This is a genomic window from Bariatricus sp. SGI.154 (assembly GCF_050313795.1).
In the GTDB taxonomy this organism is placed as follows: domain Bacteria; phylum Bacillota; class Clostridia; order Lachnospirales; family Lachnospiraceae; genus CAMBRQ01.
Genome location: NZ_JBNPMC010000004.1, coordinates 90,452 through 109,822, shown reverse-complemented (window position 1 = coordinate 109,822; position 19,371 = coordinate 90,452). Strand labels below are relative to the sequence as shown.

Genomic DNA, 19,371 nt, shown 5'->3' with positions numbered 1-19,371 from the left:
AAATCTACAGATGCAGCACATAATCCCGTACCTCTTTGGAATATCTTTTGCTGACCGGTATCTTTTTCTTATTCATCAGGACAATCCCTGTCGCTGTCACCGAAGAAATGTAATCTGGGTTTACGATATAACTCTGATGACAGCGGATAAAAGAAGTATTCACTAAACTCTCCTGAAGCTGATTCATCTTCAGATAAAACGTAATCTCCTCATCCATCATCACAGCACTGATTTTCCGTTCATTACTCTCAAAGAAAAGGACTCTTTGAAGTTGTATCTTCTGGCTGCATCCACGAATATTGACGTTGAGGAAACCTTTGATTGAATATAGTTTTTCCTCCACATATCTCTGCATCGTCTTCTCAAATTTTTTAGGAGCTACCGGTTTGATCAGATAATCAAAAGCATGATACTGATACCCTTCTGCCGCCCATTCTGCCGCCTCTGTCAGAAAGATCACATCTGTCTTGAGATTCTGTTTTCGCAGGAATTCTACTACTCGCATTCCGTCCACTCCCGGAAGAATCACATCAATAAAAAGCAGATCTGCCCGAAATCTCTGATTCAAAATATCATCCATGATCTGCATTCCGGTCTCATAGAAAATAAACTGCATCTCTGTCTCATCAAACAAGATCTTTGTCAATCTATCTGCTGTCTCACAACAATTTTCATATTTCTGGTCACATATTGCAATACTGAGCATTTTTTCACCTCATATACTTTTCTTAAGTAAAGTATAAAAGGTCTTTCCGAACACGGAAACCTGTGACGGTTTTTGTGACATTTTCTGTGCATTTTTTGTCACACTTTAGCGATATATTACTATACCTTATCAGGCAAGACCAGCCAACTATAGGCATGTATTGCAGGATGCTCACATGAGTATAACTTTATTATACTTAAGTATTTATTTGATATTTTTCAATGTCATAATTCTTTATTTATTTGTAAAAATTGGAAATTCCATTCTTCCACAGAATATCTAAACTCATGATATAATAATATAATGTTATTATTATCATTATATTGGAGGCACCTTATGTCCAAATTCAGCAGTTATCTAAAGTATCTTATAGACCGGAACAATCAATCCATTTCCCAGATTTCCCGTATATCCGGTGTAGAGCGCACATCCATTCACAAGGCTCTCACTGACGAGCGGATTCTGGCATATAAATCTGTCGAAAAACTAGCACTTTCTTTCTGCCTCTCTCCGGATGAAAAAGCAAAACTTTTCAGATACCATTCCATGCTTCTTCAGGGAGAGGACATCTTTGAATCCAGGCAGATTATCGCAGATATCTTTCAGGCACTCTCAGATATTCCAGTATCTGCACTGACTCAGAAGAAAGAGACACTATGGTCAAAATCACTGTCGGAACCTTCCAACGGACAGATGTTTCACGGTGAACTTGCAGTAACCGATATTATAAAGTACGTATTGGATCAAGAAGCAAGGCATCATGAGAATCCCTATATCTATGTGAATTTTTCTCTAGAAGACAATTTTTTTTAAAAATACTTATTCCTTTTATACCAACATGCAGAAAAATCCATTGATATCTATCACATAGTTCCATTTCCCTATCGCAAAAATATGGAAACCTCTGCAAGATATGGGCTCAAACTTCTTGAGTGGATTCTGCCCTTATGCCTGGTCGCGGACAATCATTACCATCCTTATTTTTATTACGACCACTCCACAGTGTCTTACTACAGCGACCCTCTGCCTTATTTCATCCTCGTAGAAGATTTCTTATTATGTCTTTCTCAGGATCTCAAGTCGGCTGTTTTATACAAAAGTTCTGAATTAATTCAATACTATCGGCAGTCCATTTCCGAAACAATTAACCAGTGCGAATCCCTTCTTACCTGTAGTATGGATCCATTTGATATTCTGAAACAATACATGGATTATTCCACGCTGGATGGCTATTACACGATCATGGCGCAGCCATGCTTTGGGAAATTCTATTCTCGAGAATTCATAGCATCTAAAGTTCCAAAGGAACTTCCTTACTATCAGGAACTGGTAGACGCAGCAGACAGACGATTTTCCATCATTCGAAATCTGACCAGCAATTACTATACAGTATTTACTTATTCGGGACTTCGAGATTTTTGTGAAACTGGAGTTTTTTGTGATATGCCAAGAGAATATGTACAACCATGCACAACAAAAGAAAAACTTTCTCTAATGCAGGCACTAAAGGACGGAATTGCAGATGGAAGCATTACCGGATTGATTGTGAATCCTTCCAAATTTCAGATTCCGGAATATCTGACATTTACCATTAGTCCGGATAAAGGAATCCACATTTTCACTACACTGATGTTTGAAGAAAAAGCATATCATTCCAATATGCATATTCTTGAGCCCATAATCAGCAAAGCTTTTTTTGATTTTATTCTTAGTCTGCCTGCCAGTGAATATGTGTATTCAAAAGAAGATACTCTAAAAATTCTGGACGAATTAATAGAACACTGTTCGTAATAATATCACAAATAAATATTATAACTAGAAATAGCAAAAGCGGATATCAATTTTTTATTGATACCCGCCTTTACTTTTATTAGTATAAGCACTTATCACAGTAGATTCATCGCCTGATTCACCGACTTCACACCAATCACTTCTATTCCTTCCACTTTTCCGATGCTCTTCACCGACACCTCCGGCACCACACAGGTCTTGAATCCCAGTTTCTTCGCCTCAGCCACTCGCTGCTCCGGCATGGTTACTGCCCGGACTTCTCCACTAAGTCCCACTTCTCCAAACACAATCGTATCCTCCGATACCGGCTTATTCTTATAACTGGATGCAATCGCTATCACAATCCCCAGGTCTGCCGCCGGTTCATTCATCTTAATACCACCTGCAATATTCACATAAGCATCATAATTAGACAATGGAAGCCCCACTCGCTTCTCCAATACCGCCATCAGAAGGTTTACCCGATTGTAGTCCAACCCTGCTGCCGTTCTTCTCGGCATCCCAAAGTTCGTCCTGCACACTAACGCCTGAATCTCCATCAGCATCGGACGTGTCCCTTCCATCGCACAAGCCACCACTGATCCCGATGCATTCTCTGGCTTACCACTTAACATGAATTCCGAAGGATTCTCCACCTCTACAAGCCCGCTTTTCTGCATCTCGAATACACCAATCTCATTGGTAGAACCAAAACGATTCTTCACACCACGCAGAATTCGGTAAGATGCATGTCGATCTCCCTCAAAATACAGAACTGTATCCACCATATGCTCCAATACCCTCGGTCCCGCAACAGTTCCTTCTTTTGTCACATGTCCCACGATAAACGTAGAGATATTCAGCCCCTTTGCAAGCTGCATCAGTATATTCGTAGACTCTCTGACCTGAGACACACTCCCCGGCGCTGAGCCTACCTCTTCATTGTACATCGTCTGAATAGAATCAATTACGACCATATCCGGCTTCTGCTGCTCAATCACACTACGTATCATATCCAGATTCGTCTCACACAGAAGATACAAAGACTCCGTAAATTCTCCCATACGGTTGGCACGTAACTTAATCTGTTTCAAAGACTCTTCCCCAGAGATATACAGAATCTTCTTGTTCATAGCCGCCAGTTTCTGGCATACCTGAAGCAAAAGAGTAGATTTGCCAATACCCGGATCTCCGCCCACAAGCACTAAAGAACCTGGCACGATGCCTCCTCCAAGCACCCGGTCCAGTTCCTGGATTCCCGTCTGCATCCTCTCATCTTCATCCGTCGATATGCTTGTCAATGTGACAATCTGCGTTTCTTTTCTCTCTTTAATCGCTCCTGGTTTTACAGTTGTTACTTTTTCCTCTACAAATGTATTCCACTCTTTACACATCGGGCACTGCCCCAGCCATTTGCTTTCCTCATGCCCACAGTTCTGACAGAAATATATGCTTTTTTTTGCTTTTGCCATCTTAACTCTCCATTCACAAAAAGGGCTGCACCAGGCAGCCCCTTCCTTACAAACGTATATTTACTTCTTAACAACCTTCACTTCCACACATTTATCCGGCTCCAGTTCAGCACTTACACTCAGTTTCCCACTTAAGTTCGTCTTCATATCTCCCACATTGACATCATCCATATATACTACATACTCACTGTCAGCCTCTAACTCCAGCGTAAACTGTGCATCTTTCACACCAGATACCTTAAATGATACGAGATCTGCGCTTGCTTTAAAATTCCAAACCGCGGTTCCCGGCACAGATTCATATACGAACATACCGTTTCTCTCCAACTTGGTAATCTCTGCAAAAGTCTTTACCTTATATAAATCTCCTTGGAATTCGAACCCATCCAGTTTCGTCTTGCTGTCCAAAGTATAGTCCCCAAAACTAAGCGTTCCATCCGCTTCAGTTTTCAATAGTTCTTTCACTGCTGCCATTTGTCTTCTCCTCCTAAGGCTCTTCTTTTGTATCACCTATTATATCTCAAAAATATATTAATTTGTAGTCTTTATCTCAAATTTTATTTCTTTTTTAGACATTCCAATTACCACTTCCGAGTCACGTCTGATCTCTCCGCTAAGGAGTGCTTCTGCCAGTTTATCTTCTAGTTGATTCTGAACCGCACGTCTAAGCGGACGCGCCCCATATTTCCGATCCGTGCCAGTTTCCACGATGTGCTTCTTCACCGAATCCCGAATCGTAAGCTGGATTCCCAATTGGTCTTTTGCCCTCTTTACCAATTCCTTGCACATCAAGCCTACAATCTTCTTCATCTGGTCTCCGGTCAGCGGATGGAATACCAGAATCTCATCAATCCTGTTCAGGAACTCCGGACGGAAGATTAACTTAATCTCATTCATAACATTACTCTTCATCCGCTTATAATCGCCAGCCGCGTCCTCTTTGACGTTAAATCCCAATTTCTTAGGATCGATAATCGCCTGCGCTCCTGCATTGGAAGTCATAATAATCACCGTATTACGGAAATCTACTTTTCTTCCCTGAGAATCTGTAATGTGACCGTCATCTAATACCTGCAGCAAGATATTGAACACATCCGGATGTGCCTTCTCAATCTCATCAAACAAAACCACAGAGTATGGATGGCGTCTCACCTGCTCGCTTAACTGTCCGCCATCATCATGCCCCACATATCCCGGAGGAGAACCTATCATCTTGGCAACACTATGCTTCTCCATATACTCAGACATATCTACCCGGATCATGGATTCCTCATTACCGAACAAGGCTTCCGCCAGCGCCTTGGACAGTTCTGTCTTACCAACACCTGTAGGTCCAAGGAATAAGAAGGAGCCAATCGGACGTTTCGGGTCTTTTAGTCCTACTCTTCCTCGCTTGATCGCTTTCGACACTGCCGTCACCGCTTCTTCCTGTCCAATGACACGTTTATGCAAAGTCTGCTCTAACTTATTCAGCATTGCACTCTCTGACTCAGCCAGTTTCTGAACCGGAATCTTTGTCCACTGCGATACTACATCTGCGATATCGGCTTCCGTTACAACGACCTTTCTATCTGCATTCTTCCTGTCAAAGCGCTTCCTGACCTGCAAAAGTCTCTTTTCTGCCGCTTCCTGCTCTCCTCGAACCAGCGATGCCTCCCGGATATCCCCCCTGCGAATTGCATCCTCCAGTTCTTTCGATAGTTCTATAATCGATTCCTCCAGCGCAAACACGCTCTCAGGAACTTTAAACCCTCTCAGACTTACTTTTGAACAAGTCTCATCCAGCACATCAATCGCTTTATCCGGCAGGAATCGGTCATTAATATATCTATTCGATAATTTGACTGCGGATTCTAACGCTTCTTCTTCAATCTCTACATGATGATGTTCTTCATATTTTCCCCGAAGCCCTTTTAGGATGGCAAGACAATGCTCTTCGGTTGGCTCTTCTACTGTAATCGGCTGGAATCTTCGCTCCAGTGCTGCATCCTTTTCTATATACTTGCGGTATTCAACAATCGTTGTTGCCCCAATCAACTGAATCTCGCCCCTGGCAAGGGATGGCTTCAATATATTCGATGCATCAATCGCACCTTCCGCACCTCCTGCGCCTATAATGGTATGCACTTCATCCAAAAAGAGAATCACATTGCCCGCCGTCTTTACTTCCTGAATCAGACGCTTCATTCTCTCTTCGAATTCTCCTCGATATTTAGAGCCGGCGATCATTCCAGCCAGATCCATCGTGAGAATCCTCTTATCTTTCATGCTCTCCGGAACAACTCCCGCCGCGATCTGAGAAGCCAGCCCCTCAATCACTGCCGTCTTTCCAACACCTGGTTCTCCTACCAGACACGGATTATTCTTCGTTCTTCTGCTTAAAACCTGCATGAGACGACCAATCTCCGCATCCCTTCCAATTACGGGGTCCAGTTTCCCTTCTTCTGCCTGGGCAGTCAGATCCGTTCCATATTGCTCCAGTACGCCTTCTCGCTTCTTACTGCCATCCTGCATCATCTCTTCCTGATATTCCTTCGGATCTGCACCCAGCACCGTGAATATCTCCTGATATAACTTCTGCACGTTGATATTCAACGTAAGCAATATCCTTGTTGCCACACAGTCCGCATCATGCAGAAGCGCAAGCAGCATATGCTCAGTCCCTATCTTATCTGAATGGAAATGCGCCGCCTCTTCCTTGCTTTCTTCCAAAATGTATTCCAGCCTCGGACTAATCTCCGGATGATGGGCAAGCGTCACGCCTCCCACCGGAGACACCAGTTCATCCACCACTTTCAGAATCTTCTCCTCATCTACACCACTGGTCCCCAGAATCTGTCCCGCCACTCCGGTATAAACTTTTCTAAGACCAAGGAGAAGATGTTCCGTTCCCACGTATGGGTGATGCAGTTCTCTCGCTATATCTTTTGCAATCCGCAAGACTTCATTCGCCTGTTCTGTATACTTCATTTACATTCTACCCTTTCCATACTCGTCATATATCTCATCCACTAAAGCATGCACTTCTTCTTTGGAAATATTCTTGCAGCTGCCCTTTGCCAGCAATATGCGAAGCCTCTCCTTCATCTCCATAAGTGCTCTGGCTTTGTCTACATCAATCGCAATAACTGCGCCTTTTCTTCTGTCAAGCCTGATAAATCCTTCCTGCTTCAATATCGTATACGCCTTATTCACCGTATGCATATTGATGCCTACCCTCTCAGCAAGCTGCCTTACCGATGGCAGAGGATCTCCTTCCCGAATCACATCCATGGCAATCCCCATAATAATCTGATTCTGTAATTGTACATAGATTGCTTCATCACTGTTAAAATCAATCTCAATCAACATCGTATCACCTTTTTCTATTGCTTCTTTTGTTATACAGATAATATAACATAAATAAAGAGAGCTTACAACCTAAATTGTAAGCCCTCTTCGCAACTTTGAAGGAATTAAGTTTGGAATTTTCTTAATTAAGCAAGAGTCTTGATATCTACATACTCATAGCAGTCAAAACTATCTGCAACGTTCTTGCATGTAAGTTTTCCATCATATGTATTGATAGCAGAGTAGATAACTTCATTGTCTTTGCAAGCCTGCTCTAAGCCTTTGTTTGCAATCTGCAGACCATAGCTTAATGTAGCGTTTGTCAGAGCGATTGTAGATGTTCTCGGAACTGCTCCTGGCATGTTACCTACACAGTAGTGAACAACACCGTCTTCGATGAAGATCGGATCATCATGGTATGTAACCTTTGTTGTTTCACCACATCCGCCCTGGTCAACAGCAACGTCTACGAATACAGCGCCTGGTTTCATCTCTTTGAGATATTTCTTCTTGAAGATCTTCGGTGCAGATTTTCCTGGAATCAGTACACTACCGATAACAAGGTCTGCTTCTTTTACTGCTTTTTCGATATTAGCATCTGTAGAAACTAATGTCTGGATGCGTGCTCCGAAGATATCATCAAGATATGCAAGTCTTGGAAGGCTGATATCCATAATTGTTACGTTAGCGCCCATACCTACAGCAATCTTACAAGCGTTAGTTCCTACGTTACCACCACCAAGGATTACGATGTTAGCCTTTGGAGTTCCAGGAACACCTGCAAGAAGAACACCTTCTCCACCGAATGTCTTTTCAAGATACTTAGCACCTTCCTGGATACTCAGACGTCCAGCGATCTGGCTCATTGGAGCAAGAAGTGGCAGTCCGCCGTTTCTTGGATCGAACAATGTCTCGTAAGCAACACCCTTAACCTTAGCGCCCAACAGAGCATCTGTCTGCGGCTTATCAGCAGCAAGGTGAAGATATGTATAAAGGATCAGTCCTTCATGGAATAATGGATACTCTTCCGGCAATGGCTCTTTAACCTTAACCATCATCTCTACGCTATCCCATACTTCTTTTGCTGTATCGATCATCTTAGCGCCTGCTGCTTCATATTCATCATCCAAGAATCCAGAACCAACTCCAGCACCTTTCTCGATTAAAACTTCGTGACCTGCATTTACATAACTCTTAACGTTATCAGGTGTCATACCTACACGGAACTCATTGTTCTTAATCTCTTTTACGCATCCTACTTTCATTTGAATCTACCTCCTGTGTTTTTGAATAATAATATATACCGTTCGTCGCTCTTGCCGACTTTGACATTTTTTGAACAATATTTTTCACGTTATCATTTTTGTGAAGAATATTATTCATTTGTCTCTAAAATCATATTACCACACAGCAGTATAATGTGCAATAAAAGTTATTTTTTTCACAAAACTTTTTATTGTGTGTAATATTTTAAAATTGTATTTACAATTGCACTTGCATTCTTCAGCATTTCATGGTTAAATCTATATAGAAGAGTCAATCAATTGCCGGAGGTACTTATCATGAATGAACTAAGAGAAATTATCCATAATGCCGACTTGACGAAAACCCAGAAAATGATTGCCAAATACATATTAGATAATTCCGCTGATGCTTGTTTTATGACATCTACCGAGATTGCCTTGAAACTTGGCGTAAGTGAGTCCTCTGTGATCCGTTTCAGCCGTTCACTGGGATTCAGCGGCTTTATGGATTTCCAAAAAGCATTAAGGAAAGAATATCAGGACAGAGTGCTCAGCATATCCAGCACGATCACCGTCCCTGCCCAAAGAGTAGCGAAAAGAGCAAAACTTGATAACAACTCTGATTATATCAATCGCCACTTTAAAAACGCTGCCAAGAACCTGGAGGCAGTATTCGTTCACAATACATCTGCTGCTTTCGAGGAAGCCGCAGATGTCATGATTGCCAGCAAACGCAAATACATCGCCGCATCCCGCGGCAACTCCTGTCTTGCTGATTATTTTCTGTTATATTTAAAACATATGCTCCCACATGTGGAGACAACACACTCGGCTTCTATCAGCCCAATTGATCATATGTGCAACATCTCCAAAGAAGACTGCCTGATTATCTTCAGTTTCCCAAGATATTCTTCTCTGGATCGGGTGACAGCAAAAATGGCGCAGGAAGCGGGGGCTAAGATTATCGTTATCACTGATAAGCCGAGCGCGCTTCTGGCACAGTATGCAACCGTGCTGATTACCGTTCCGGTGGATAGCAATGCGTTCTTTAACTCGATGGTTGGCCCGCAGTTCGTGGCCGAGGCATTGCTGGATACGATCAGCCATAAGGTGAAGGGAATTGAAAAGCGGTTGAAAAAAATCGACAAGTACCTGGGGGAATTAGGGAATTATTAGGGGAACTTTGTTCTGGAAGAGTATATGTGGAGTGTACGGCAGAGAGGGGCAGCATGGGCGTTCAGATCCGACTCCAGTCGCCTACAATCCGTAAGTTCAAAAGAGGTCTGAAATTAGGCATCGACTATAGCGGACGCAAAATCTTGATGATTTTCCGTCCGCGATAGTCTGAACTTCTGTACTGGTAGTACAGAAGTCCTCCTAATTTCAGACCTCTTTTTCACTAACGGCTTGTACGGCTCTTCTACGGATACGAACGCCCATACTGCCCCTCTTTGCCTGACATTCGTATGTGTAACTCTTCATGAACGGGAAGGATTCCTGGCGGAAGTGCAATGGGGAACGGTATTGGCAGGAAATGACGGTTGAAATAAGATAAGGTAAGTAAATTAAGACAAGCAAACTAAGATAAGCAAACATGTTGATAGTTAGAACCGCTTGGAACTAGTTGGAATTAGTGGAAACCGGATTGCTGATGGATGTGTATGAAGTATTGCCGCCAGCGGCAATAATCTTGGCAGTGTTAGACCAGATTATTGATGATTACATACTATGACTCAGGGTTTTGGGCATTAGGGTATGTAATATTGGCGAAACCAGTGAAGTGCAAAACAACTATACGACATATATTAGATGTGATTACATCCCCCACACTCTCCTACACTTTTTGCACTCTTAACATACTCTAAACATACTCCCCATCAATAACGCTCCCCCCACATCCTTCGCCGGAATCTCCCACTGGAGAAAGCCTTGAGTCCACGGAAATGTCAGGTGCAAGGGCAGGGAAGTTGTGGGCTGTGACCGTATTATTTCGCCTTAGGCCCCGTTGTAGAAAAAGATACCGTCAGTTCGTGCGAAACCAGGACCACAAGTCCTGGTTTCGAGGGCATCTGAGTCGTAAGGCCATCAAGGGCTTACGGCGAATATACCCGGTTAGAACTGACGATATCTTTTTCTGTTACGAGGTCTTGGCGAAATGATCCGGCCACAGCCCACAACTTCCCTGCCCTTGCACCGTACACTTTCCAAGAATCTATTTTCTCCATTAAATTCCCATCTTATGCCTCATCTATCGCTTTCCCGATATCATGCCGCATAAACTTATTATCGAACTGCACCCACTCTGTAGCAGCGTATGCATGAGCCCTTGCTTCTTTCAAGTCCTTGCCCTTAGCCGTAATACCCAGCACACGTCCGCCATTGGTCACAATCTGATCTCCATCGAATTTTGTTCCTGCATGGAAGCAATAATATCCTTCCTGCTTCTTGAACTCATCCAATCCACGAATCGGAAGCCCCTTATCATACTTCACCGGGTATCCTTCGCTTGCAAGCACAACACACACTGCCGCATTATCCTCGAACTGCAGATCTACCTGGTCAAGTGTTCCATCGATACATGCCTCTAATACTTCGATAATATCATTCTTCATTCTCGGAAGAACTACCTGCGCTTCCGGATCTCCGAATCTTGCATTATACTCCAGAACCTTTGGTCCGTCTTCTGTCAGCATCAGTCCAAAGAAAATAACGCCCTTGAACGGTCTTCCTTCTGCTTTCATAGCATCTACCGTAGCCTGGAAGATATGGTTCTTACAGAATTCTTCCACTTCTTTAGTATAGAACGGGCTTGGAGAGAATGTTCCCATTCCTCCGGTATTCAGACCCGTATCGCCATCTCCTGCACGTTTGTGATCCTGTGCAGAAGTCATAGTTTTAATCGTATTGCCATCCACGAATGAAAGGACGGAGACTTCACGTCCGGTCATGAATTCTTCGATGACCATTTCATTACCGGCAGAACCGAATTTCTTATCCAGCATAATCGTCTGCACGCCTTCTTTAGCCTCTTCCAGATTATTGCAGATCAACACACCTTTTCCAAGTGCAAGGCCATCTGCCTTTAAGACGATTGGGAATTTTGCTGTCTCAAGGTATGCGAGCGCCTTGTCTGGATCTGTGAAATTCTCGTACGCTGCCGTTGGGATATTGTATTTCTTCATCAGGTCTTTGGAAAATGCTTTGGAACCTTCCAGGATCGCTGCATTCTTTCTTGGTCCGAATGCACGAATTCCTGCCGCCTCCAGTTCATCAACCAGACCGCCTACCAGCGGATCATCCATACCTACGATTACCAGATCAATCTCCTTTTCTTTTGCAAACGCAACGATCTTCTCGAATTCCATTGCGCCAATCGGTGCACACTCTGCATATTCTGCGATTCCGGCATTTCCCGGAGTACAATATATCTTGTCCACCTTATCACTCTTTGCTACACAATATGCAATTGCATGTTCTCTTCCGCCGCTTCCTACTATCAGTACTTTCATTCTGAGCCTCCTATGATCGTAACTCTGCCATCTTCTACCTTCACTTTATCATTTGCAATCAAGTCGATTGCTTTCGGGAGTATCTTCCACTCTGCCTGCTCCATTACACGCAGCTGGAGTTCCTTCGGCGTATCTCCTTGCTCTACTTCAACCGCCTTTTGTAAAATAATCGGACCGGTATCTGTTCCCTCATCCACAAAATGCACCGTTGCACCCACGACTTTTACTCCACGCTCCAGCGCCGCCTCATGGACTTTTAACCCATAATAGCCTGTGCCGCAAAAGGATGGAATCAAGGATGGATGAATATTAATAATACGATTCTGATACTTCGCAGTCATCTCCGGCGGAATCACAACCAGGAATCCGGCCAGCACGATCAGATCAGGCTGTAATTCATTCACAGTTTCTAAGAACTTCTCATTGAATTCTGCTCTGGATGCATAGTCTTTGGGCGATATACAGATTCCAGGGATTCCATGCTTACTTGCTCTCTCAAGTGCATATGCGTTCTTATTGTTACTGATCACCCCGGTAATCTTCGCATTTGTGATAATGCCAGACTCCACTGCATCGATAATCGCCTGCAGATTCGTTCCGCCTCCTGATACGAGCACAACTACATTTAGCATAATGTAACTCCCTTTTCTCCTGCTTCAATATGACCTACAACATAAGGCTCTTCGCCTGCTGCCCTGATTGCTTCCATTGCTTTATCTGCATCCTCAGGATCTAGGGCAATGACCATGCCAAGTCCCATATTGAATGTGTTATACATCATCTCTTCTGCAATATCACCCTTCTTTGCCAGAAGTTTGAAGATTGCAGGAACTTCATAACTATCTTTCTTAACAACTGCTCTGACGCCATCCGGCAGCATTCTCGGAATATTCTCGTAGAAGCCTCCTCCTGTAATATGGCTGCAGCCTTTTACTCTTACTCCGCTATTCTTGATGCTCTTTAATGCTTTTACATAGATCTTTGTTGGCGCGATCAGCGCTTCGCCCAATGTCTTTCCAAGTTCATCATAATATGTATCCAAAGACTCTTTTGTCATCTCGAACACCTTACGCACAAGGGAAAATCCATTGCTGTGAACACCGCTGGATGCCATACCAACAAGTACATCCCCTGGCTTAATATCCTCACCATTAATGATATCTTTCTTATCTGCAACACCTACTGCAAAACCAGCAAGATCATATTCATCTTCCGGCATAAGACCTGGATGCTCTGCAGTCTCTCCACCGACAAGCGCACATTCGGACTGTTTGCAGCCTTCTGCAACACCACTTACGATAGTAGCAATTTTTTCAGGATAATTCTTGCCGCACGCGATATAATCCAGGAAGAATAATGGTTCTCCACCTGAGCAGGCAATATCATTCACACACATTGCCACAGCATCGATACCGATCGTGTCATGCTTGTCCATTACGAATGCAAGTTTTACTTTGGTTCCACATCCGTCTGTTCCTGACAGAAGAACCGGCTCTTCCATATTCTTGATTCCACTCAGATCAAAAGCACCCGCGAATCCGCCAAGACCTCCCAGGACCTCCGGTCTCATCGTCTCTTTTACATGTTTTTTCATAAGTTCTACTGATTTGTAACCAGCTTCAATATCAACGCCTGCGTTCTTGTAATCCATAACGTCTCTCCTTGTCATCTGTTTTATATTGTGTTTCATGTATATGCCACCAGGATATTATTTCCCGGCAAGATATGCTTCATAACCAATCTCGTCAAGTTTTGCAGCCTTTGCCTGCACTGCTTCTTTCATCTCAGCTGTATATGCTTTTAACTTTTCTAACAATACCTCATCAGACGCTGCAAGAATCTTCGCTGCAAGAATTGCCGCATTCTTTGCTCCATCGATTGCTACAGTCGCAACAGGAACCCCCGGCGGCATCTGCATGATAGAAAATACTGCATCCATTCCATCCAGATTCTTACCAGAAAGCGGAACTCCTATCACCGGAAGTGCGAATAACGCTGCACACATCCCCGGAAGTGCCGCTGCCATTCCGGCTCCCGCTATCATAACTTTCATTCCGCGTCCTTCTGCCCCGCGTGTCCATTCAATCAATTCATCCGGTTCGCGGTGTGCAGAGATAATCGTCATCTCATAATCAATTCCCAGTTCTTCTAACATTGCCGCTGCTTTGCTCATAACTTTTAAATCTGAGTCGCTGCCCATCACAATTCCTACTCTTGGCATAATCGTCATCCTTTCTTTCATCATATATGCTTCGATGGCACTTCAAGAACTTCGTTCTTTTCATGTTCGTTTAACTCACATGGATTCATGATACCTTATTTATCTATATTTTTCAACGGTTCATTCAGAATCTCCGTCCCCGGAAGCACGAATCTTCCTTCCTCCAGGATCCGTATCTCATCCCCCGCCTTAGTTACTACCGTGATACTCTTCAATTCCTCATATGGAATCGTAATATCCGTATGACAATGGAAATACGCCTTCGATACATCTTCTTTCCTTAGAAGAGATACCGAATTATCTCTTGCCACAATCTCTTTTCCATTCGGATTATAGACCTTGACATCCTCACTCCAACTGTAGCAGGTGTCTCCTACTGCAAAATGCGGTCCCATCTTCTCTGCGATCAGTATTGGCATCTTCTCTTCAATACCGTATTTCTTCGCCGCCACATAAGCAGTTGTATTCGTTCCAATCGCGAATTCGCCAAGAGGCAGTGTGGCATGTTTATGAAGAATATTATCATGAATATACTCTTTATTCTCCAACTCTCTCTCGAAATTCCTACAATTATAATCCGCAATCATTCCATTGGCAAATGTAATCTCCAGATCTCTGTACTGCAATTCATGCAGATATACCTTGCTAACATGCAGAACTCCGTTAGTTCCTTCCAGAACCGGAGAGGTAAATACTTCTCCCACCGGAATATTCACATCCGCCACACAGTTCTCGAATATCGTCTCCTTCTCAGGATTCTGCAATTCATATAATTGAACCTTAAGATCCGTCTTATTGCCATTGCAGCCAAGGATATGAACATATTCTCCCTGATCCAGCGCATCAATAATCGTCTGCTGTACCTTCTCGTAAGTCTTGGCATCTAACGTATTAATTCTTATGATCTCATCGAAGATCTCTTCATACCGCTCCCCAATCTCCGGCACAGGATAGGCGATAATCGTAAAACTCCTCTCATCGCCTCTGATATACTGATTCGTAATCTGGCTCTGCCTACTGTCGAACTGCAGCGCCAGTTCTTCCTGCTTTTCTGAGAGTTTGATCACTTCTTCTTTTTGCATCGGCGTAAATGGCTCTTCACCGAACATCTCGATACAAGCAGGTCCTGCGAACTTCGCCGCCTGGTCTTTATGATGCTCATAGGTCGTCTGGATCACTTCTAATTTGCGCTCCACGAACTTCTTGTCCAGGAATAACGCCTGGTCATTACGATGATCGTATTCATACTGTTTATTCGCAATGGCTCCATAATAGCCAATCTTCAGGTGCTGCCGCTTGGTCAGCACACTGACACCAGAACGGTAGATAACCGGCTTTAACCCCATTTTTTCAAAATTCTCTATAGATTTCCTGATTACTTTTTCGAATCCAAGTACATAGCGGATATTCACAACCGCCTTCTTCGACAGATCCTTGCCAGTATTCACAAACCCGATTCGATAGCCTTCCGTATATACATCTGCCATCTTCTGAAGCACAGCATCATCTAATTCCATCAGATGTCTCGCTGTCTTAAGTTCATTCTCACTGATATATTCACCGAACTGATACAGATATCTCAGATCATCCAGATCGCTGTTCATGATGATATCTGCCGCAAAGGATTCTGTCGGATCTATCTGTTCCAGAATCCGATCCGCAGTGAACACATCACAGTAATCACTGGCATACCAGTAGATAGAGTCCTTTACGTATTTTACATCCGGCTCTTCTTCGAACTGATTATAGATCTCTATCAGCAATTCAAACAGAATATCCAGATATTCCGTCTTTCCTTCGAATACATATGCAATGGCACCCCGAAGTTCCGTATACAGGAAACTTAATATCCTCCCGAATTCTTCCCCTAATTGTTCCACAGCATAGGACGGATTCGCATAACTGGTCTCATACTGTCCCGGAAGAATATCCTGATATAGTCTCTTATTCCATTCGGCAAGTTCTGCAAGCCCCGCCTTTTGATATTCTCCTTTCAGAAGTTCCTCCCTTACCGCATCAATCAATACGGCAAATTCTGCCATTTTCTGAAAATACTTTCTGAAGGGACTCTTCACAGTCTCCTCGAATCTTATCTTGCGGATACGCTCCATTGCCAATTCATATCTTTCTTCTATCATCTAAAAAAGCCCCCTGATAAATATTGCAATTAGCCCAAGGAGTACTGCGGCATTCAGACCGATTCCCACCTTGCACGTTATGTAATTCTTATCCCTTTCTTTTAAGCCTTTTACACCAAGCCATAAGCCCATTGCGGACAGTACAAGCGTTCCAAGTCCGATAAACCCGATGAAGATATTGACATCTCCTTTCCCCACATACGAGATCAGGATCATCAAGATCAATAATATACAGACTACTGCCGCATACCAGCAGGAATAGATTCCTTTTCTTGCATGGCGGAACCTGGTCTGTCCATATCTGGTCTTAATCATCTTCTTACGCTGCTTTTCCCTGGCCTTGGCAATTGCTTTTGCTCTATCTTCTTCTGTTACTATCTTTCTTCTTATAAACATGTCTTCTCCTTATTGCCGCGCAGATTACGAATACAATATAACCCACAAGACCCCCAATCGTATTCAGAAGGAGATCATCCACATCAAAACTTCCCACCTTCGCAATTAATTGGAACGTCTCCACACAAAGGCTGAGTCCAAAACTATAGAATACGGTCGTAAAGAAACTTCTGTACTTGCTTGCCATAGGCATGAAAAATCCAAACGGCACAAAGATGATTACATTCCCGAACAAGTTCGTAAACATAGCGAACAGACCAACCTGATCCCTGTAGTTCCAGAATCTTTTGATCTCTTTAAAGAGTACAAGATTATAATGATACTCCTGCATCTCTCCTGTCCGCCCATACCAGTCTGAAAACAAAAGGAAATATATAATAAATATTATATATAATACAAACAATATCTTTCCCAGTATCCGGAGCCTTTTATTACTTTTTAAACTCAAAAATCCAGCACCCTTTCAGTTAAGACCCTCTAAAAGATGAGCCCCTTTTTCTCCTTCAACAAGCGTGCTCCACTCACAATTGCAATCACTCCTGCTGTAATCCCAACAACTGCTACAATAACACCAACCACAATATTCGCCACTCCAGCGAAATTCATTGCTTTATATGCTTTCTCACTCATCTGCTTCCCTCCTGGCTCTATTTGACACCATACTGTTCATAATATGCGTCAATCGCAGTTTTTAATGTATCATCAATGATAATTTTCCCCTGGCACTCTCTATTGTACAGATATTCTACGACTTCTTCCATCGTTACGATCGCGCTGGTATTGAAACCGTACAGATCTTTCACCTCATCCAGGGCACATTTCTCCCCGCCTTTGCCGACTTCCATACGGTTCAGAGATACCATCAGCCCAACAATCGTCACATCTGCGGCGCCTTTTACTTTCGGAACAGTCTCTTCCATGGATTTGCCTGATGTAGTTACATCCTCGATCATAATCACACGGTCACCGTCTTTTAATTTGCTTCCAAGAAAACTTCCCTTGTCTGCACCATGGTCTTTTTCTTCCTTACGGTCAGAGCAGTAGCGGACTTCTCTTCCATATAATTCACTATATGCAATTGCCGTTACAACAGCCAGTGGGATACCTTTGTAAGCCGGTCCGAACAGAACGTCAAAATCATCTCCGTATGTGTCATGAATTGCTTTTGCATAATATTCTCCCAGCCTCTTTAACTGAGATCCTGTTACATATCCTCCCGCATTCATAAAAAACGGGGACTTTCTTCCACTCTTTAAAGTGAATTCTCCAAACTTGAGCACGTCGCTCTCTACCATAAATTCTATAAATTCCTGTTTGTATTGTTCCATCTCTATAACCTCCATGATATGGGATTTACAGCATCACAAGCCATCGTGAAGTGTATTTCTTTTCAACAAATTTCCTTGTAATTTTAACATACCTCATATAGTTTTTCAATTCGGTAATTCACCATAAATCAAAGCAGGCATCTCCGCTTTTCGGTCATTATCCACCATTACAAAGGATAATAATACTCCTTAATCTAATAAATAGCCCGCCTTATAAGAACATTCCAGATAACTTGGATTCTGATAATATACATCTGATTTAAAATCAGATATTTTATCGCTGATGAAAGAGGTGAATATGTTCAACAATTCTTGCACTTCCTCACCCGGTTTTGCACAATCCTCAATCATAATACAGTACAATTTTCCAATATCTATAAAACCTGGAATTGTATATTTACAATTTGTAATTGTATCAAAATCTCCTTCCGCAATCCCATATTTCTCTATCAGTTCATCGCTAACCTGCTCAAATGAAAGGCAATGATTAACCTCTGCATCATGCAATTGCTTCCGGACTCCCATCTCCCCCATTAACTTAGCAACTGTTCCTCTTTTATTTTTTGTTTTTCTGGCAATATATTCAATCAAAGCGCACACATAGAATAAATCATTTTTTTCCTTCTCTGTCATAAATCACATCACTCCTTTCAAACTTCAGACAATTAAGCGCTGACAATGTATGAAAACTAATCTGATGTGTTGGATATTTGAATTCAGCTAATGTCCAAAATTGTTTCCAATTTATTCTTCCTGTCAGAAAATCATTCACATAATTCCATACAGTATCATTTGCCATTGGTCCTTCCACGATATCATATGAATGCGTCTCACCCTTTCGGCATTTCGCAATAAAATCCAGCCACTCATCCGTCATTTGTTCAAATTTTAATATAGATAATCCATCAACAGGTTCATAATAATACGAATTCACAATCGGTTCACCATCTCCTCGATTCGCCCATCGCACAGCCTGTTCGAGATTATTAGTACAGTAAAACCCCCAAGAGAAATCCTTGGTATATCGTGTCTTTCTAACCTCCGGGAACTCTACCACCATTTTACTTGCATGATAAAGTATCATATATATCACCTCAACTTTTCCTTCACTCGTACTATCTTTATTTACAATACCATATCTGTATTATTTTTTCATCTATAAATCAAAAAAGCAAAAAAACTCATTTAAAGCGCTGCTGATTTGAGCCGCTTACCAAAAAAGGGAACTCCCCTCCGGCTATGATACTTGAACCATCA

General features: G+C 42.7%; 20 protein-coding genes. 3 read left to right on the top strand and 17 right to left on the bottom strand.

Features of this window, described 5'->3' with window-relative positions:
• Nucleotides 1–4: 4 nt before the first annotated feature.
• Nucleotides 5–706: a LytR/AlgR family response regulator transcription factor gene (locus ACQRBN_RS03900; protein WP_427737670.1), complete on the bottom strand. Its 702-nt coding sequence runs from the start codon at nucleotides 704–706 to the stop codon at nucleotides 5–7.
• Between the two features lie 336 nt (nucleotides 707–1,042).
• On the opposite strand from ACQRBN_RS03900, the gene ACQRBN_RS03895 reads away from it, so the two are divergent.
• Nucleotides 1,043–1,519, top strand: a complete 477-nt coding sequence (locus ACQRBN_RS03895; RefSeq protein ID WP_427737668.1) for a hypothetical protein — start codon at nucleotides 1,043–1,045, stop codon at nucleotides 1,517–1,519.
• Between the two features lie 393 nt (nucleotides 1,520–1,912).
• Entirely contained in the window at nucleotides 1,913–2,497 is a 585-nt protein-coding gene (locus ACQRBN_RS03890) for a hypothetical protein (protein WP_427737667.1), read from the top strand.
• 95 nt (nucleotides 2,498–2,592) lie between these two features.
• Here the strand turns inward: ACQRBN_RS03890 and radA are convergent, their stop codons facing one another.
• The 5 genes from radA to ald form a co-directional block, all read right to left on the bottom strand.
• Nucleotides 2,593–3,948 (bottom strand): DNA repair protein RadA, encoded by a 1,356-nt coding sequence (gene radA, locus ACQRBN_RS03885; protein ID WP_427737666.1) that lies wholly within the window; start codon nucleotides 3,946–3,948, stop codon nucleotides 2,593–2,595.
• Nucleotides 3,949–4,008: 60 nt separating this feature from the next.
• A complete protein-coding gene (locus tag ACQRBN_RS03880; RefSeq protein ID WP_427737665.1) occupies nucleotides 4,009–4,422 on the bottom strand; it encodes an endosialidase in 414 nt (137 codons plus the stop codon).
• A 57-nt stretch (nucleotides 4,423–4,479) separates the two neighbouring features.
• Nucleotides 4,480–6,918 carry an ATP-dependent Clp protease ATP-binding subunit gene (locus ACQRBN_RS03875; RefSeq protein WP_427737664.1) on the bottom strand — a complete coding sequence of 813 codons (2,439 nt, stop codon included), beginning with the start codon at nucleotides 6,916–6,918 and terminating at the stop codon, nucleotides 4,480–4,482.
• Nucleotides 6,919–7,299: a GntR family transcriptional regulator gene (locus ACQRBN_RS03870; RefSeq protein ID WP_427737663.1), complete on the bottom strand. Its 381-nt coding sequence runs from the start codon at nucleotides 7,297–7,299 to the stop codon at nucleotides 6,919–6,921.
• A gap of 125 nt (nucleotides 7,300–7,424) precedes the next feature.
• Nucleotides 7,425–8,543 carry an alanine dehydrogenase gene (gene ald, locus ACQRBN_RS03865; RefSeq protein WP_427737661.1) on the bottom strand — a complete coding sequence of 373 codons (1,119 nt, stop codon included), beginning with the start codon at nucleotides 8,541–8,543 and terminating at the stop codon, nucleotides 7,425–7,427.
• A gap of 297 nt (nucleotides 8,544–8,840) precedes the next feature.
• On the opposite strand from ald, the gene ACQRBN_RS03860 reads away from it, so the two are divergent.
• Nucleotides 8,841–9,698 (top strand): MurR/RpiR family transcriptional regulator, encoded by an 858-nt coding sequence (locus ACQRBN_RS03860; RefSeq protein WP_427737659.1) that lies wholly within the window; start codon nucleotides 8,841–8,843, stop codon nucleotides 9,696–9,698.
• Nucleotides 9,699–10,759: 1,061 nt separating this feature from the next.
• On the opposite strand, the gene purD is transcribed toward ACQRBN_RS03860, so the two are convergent.
• The 11 genes from purD to ACQRBN_RS03805 all read right to left on the bottom strand — a co-directional run bounded on the left by purD (nucleotide 10,760) and on the right by ACQRBN_RS03805 (nucleotide 19,198).
• Nucleotides 10,760–12,031, bottom strand: coding sequence for a phosphoribosylamine--glycine ligase (gene purD / locus ACQRBN_RS03855; RefSeq protein ID WP_427737658.1), 1,272 nt, complete (start codon nucleotides 12,029–12,031; stop codon nucleotides 10,760–10,762).
• Nucleotides 12,028–12,663, bottom strand: a complete 636-nt coding sequence (purN, locus tag ACQRBN_RS03850) for a phosphoribosylglycinamide formyltransferase (RefSeq protein ID WP_427737657.1) — start codon at nucleotides 12,661–12,663, stop codon at nucleotides 12,028–12,030. Before purN ends, purD begins: the two co-directional genes overlap by 4 nt.
• Nucleotides 12,657–13,682 carry a phosphoribosylformylglycinamidine cyclo-ligase gene (purM, locus tag ACQRBN_RS03845; protein WP_427737656.1) on the bottom strand — a complete coding sequence of 342 codons (1,026 nt, stop codon included), beginning with the start codon at nucleotides 13,680–13,682 and terminating at the stop codon, nucleotides 12,657–12,659. Before purM ends, purN begins: the two co-directional genes overlap by 7 nt.
• A gap of 57 nt (nucleotides 13,683–13,739) precedes the next feature.
• Complete coding sequence (gene purE, locus ACQRBN_RS03840) at nucleotides 13,740–14,252, bottom strand: 5-(carboxyamino)imidazole ribonucleotide mutase (protein WP_427737655.1); 513 nt, start codon at nucleotides 14,250–14,252, stop codon at nucleotides 13,740–13,742.
• A 95-nt stretch (nucleotides 14,253–14,347) separates the two neighbouring features.
• The gene (locus ACQRBN_RS03835) at nucleotides 14,348–16,390 is read right to left on the bottom strand and encodes an aminopeptidase (RefSeq protein ID WP_427737653.1); all 2,043 of its coding nucleotides are present in this window, start codon (nucleotides 16,388–16,390) and stop codon (nucleotides 14,348–14,350) included.
• A complete protein-coding gene (locus ACQRBN_RS03830; RefSeq protein WP_427737651.1) occupies nucleotides 16,391–16,786 on the bottom strand; it encodes a DUF6142 family protein in 396 nt (131 codons plus the stop codon). It lies immediately after the preceding gene.
• Nucleotides 16,749–17,234 carry a VanZ family protein gene (locus ACQRBN_RS03825; protein ID WP_427737650.1) on the bottom strand — a complete coding sequence of 162 codons (486 nt, stop codon included), beginning with the start codon at nucleotides 17,232–17,234 and terminating at the stop codon, nucleotides 16,749–16,751. The genes ACQRBN_RS03830 and ACQRBN_RS03825 overlap by 38 nt, the downstream gene beginning before the upstream one ends.
• Before the next feature lie 29 nt (nucleotides 17,235–17,263).
• A complete protein-coding gene (locus tag ACQRBN_RS03820) occupies nucleotides 17,264–17,416 on the bottom strand; it encodes a hypothetical protein (protein WP_427737649.1) in 153 nt (50 codons plus the stop codon).
• Nucleotides 17,417–17,433: 17 nt separating this feature from the next.
• A complete protein-coding gene (gene pyrE, locus ACQRBN_RS03815; RefSeq protein ID WP_427737648.1) occupies nucleotides 17,434–18,114 on the bottom strand; it encodes an orotate phosphoribosyltransferase in 681 nt (226 codons plus the stop codon).
• A gap of 189 nt (nucleotides 18,115–18,303) precedes the next feature.
• Nucleotides 18,304–18,747 carry a hypothetical protein gene (locus ACQRBN_RS03810; protein WP_427737647.1) on the bottom strand — a complete coding sequence of 148 codons (444 nt, stop codon included), beginning with the start codon at nucleotides 18,745–18,747 and terminating at the stop codon, nucleotides 18,304–18,306.
• A complete protein-coding gene (locus ACQRBN_RS03805) occupies nucleotides 18,725–19,198 on the bottom strand; it encodes a DUF3990 domain-containing protein (protein ID WP_427737645.1) in 474 nt (157 codons plus the stop codon). The genes ACQRBN_RS03810 and ACQRBN_RS03805 overlap by 23 nt, the downstream gene beginning before the upstream one ends.
• Nucleotides 19,199–19,371 lie beyond the last annotated feature (173 nt).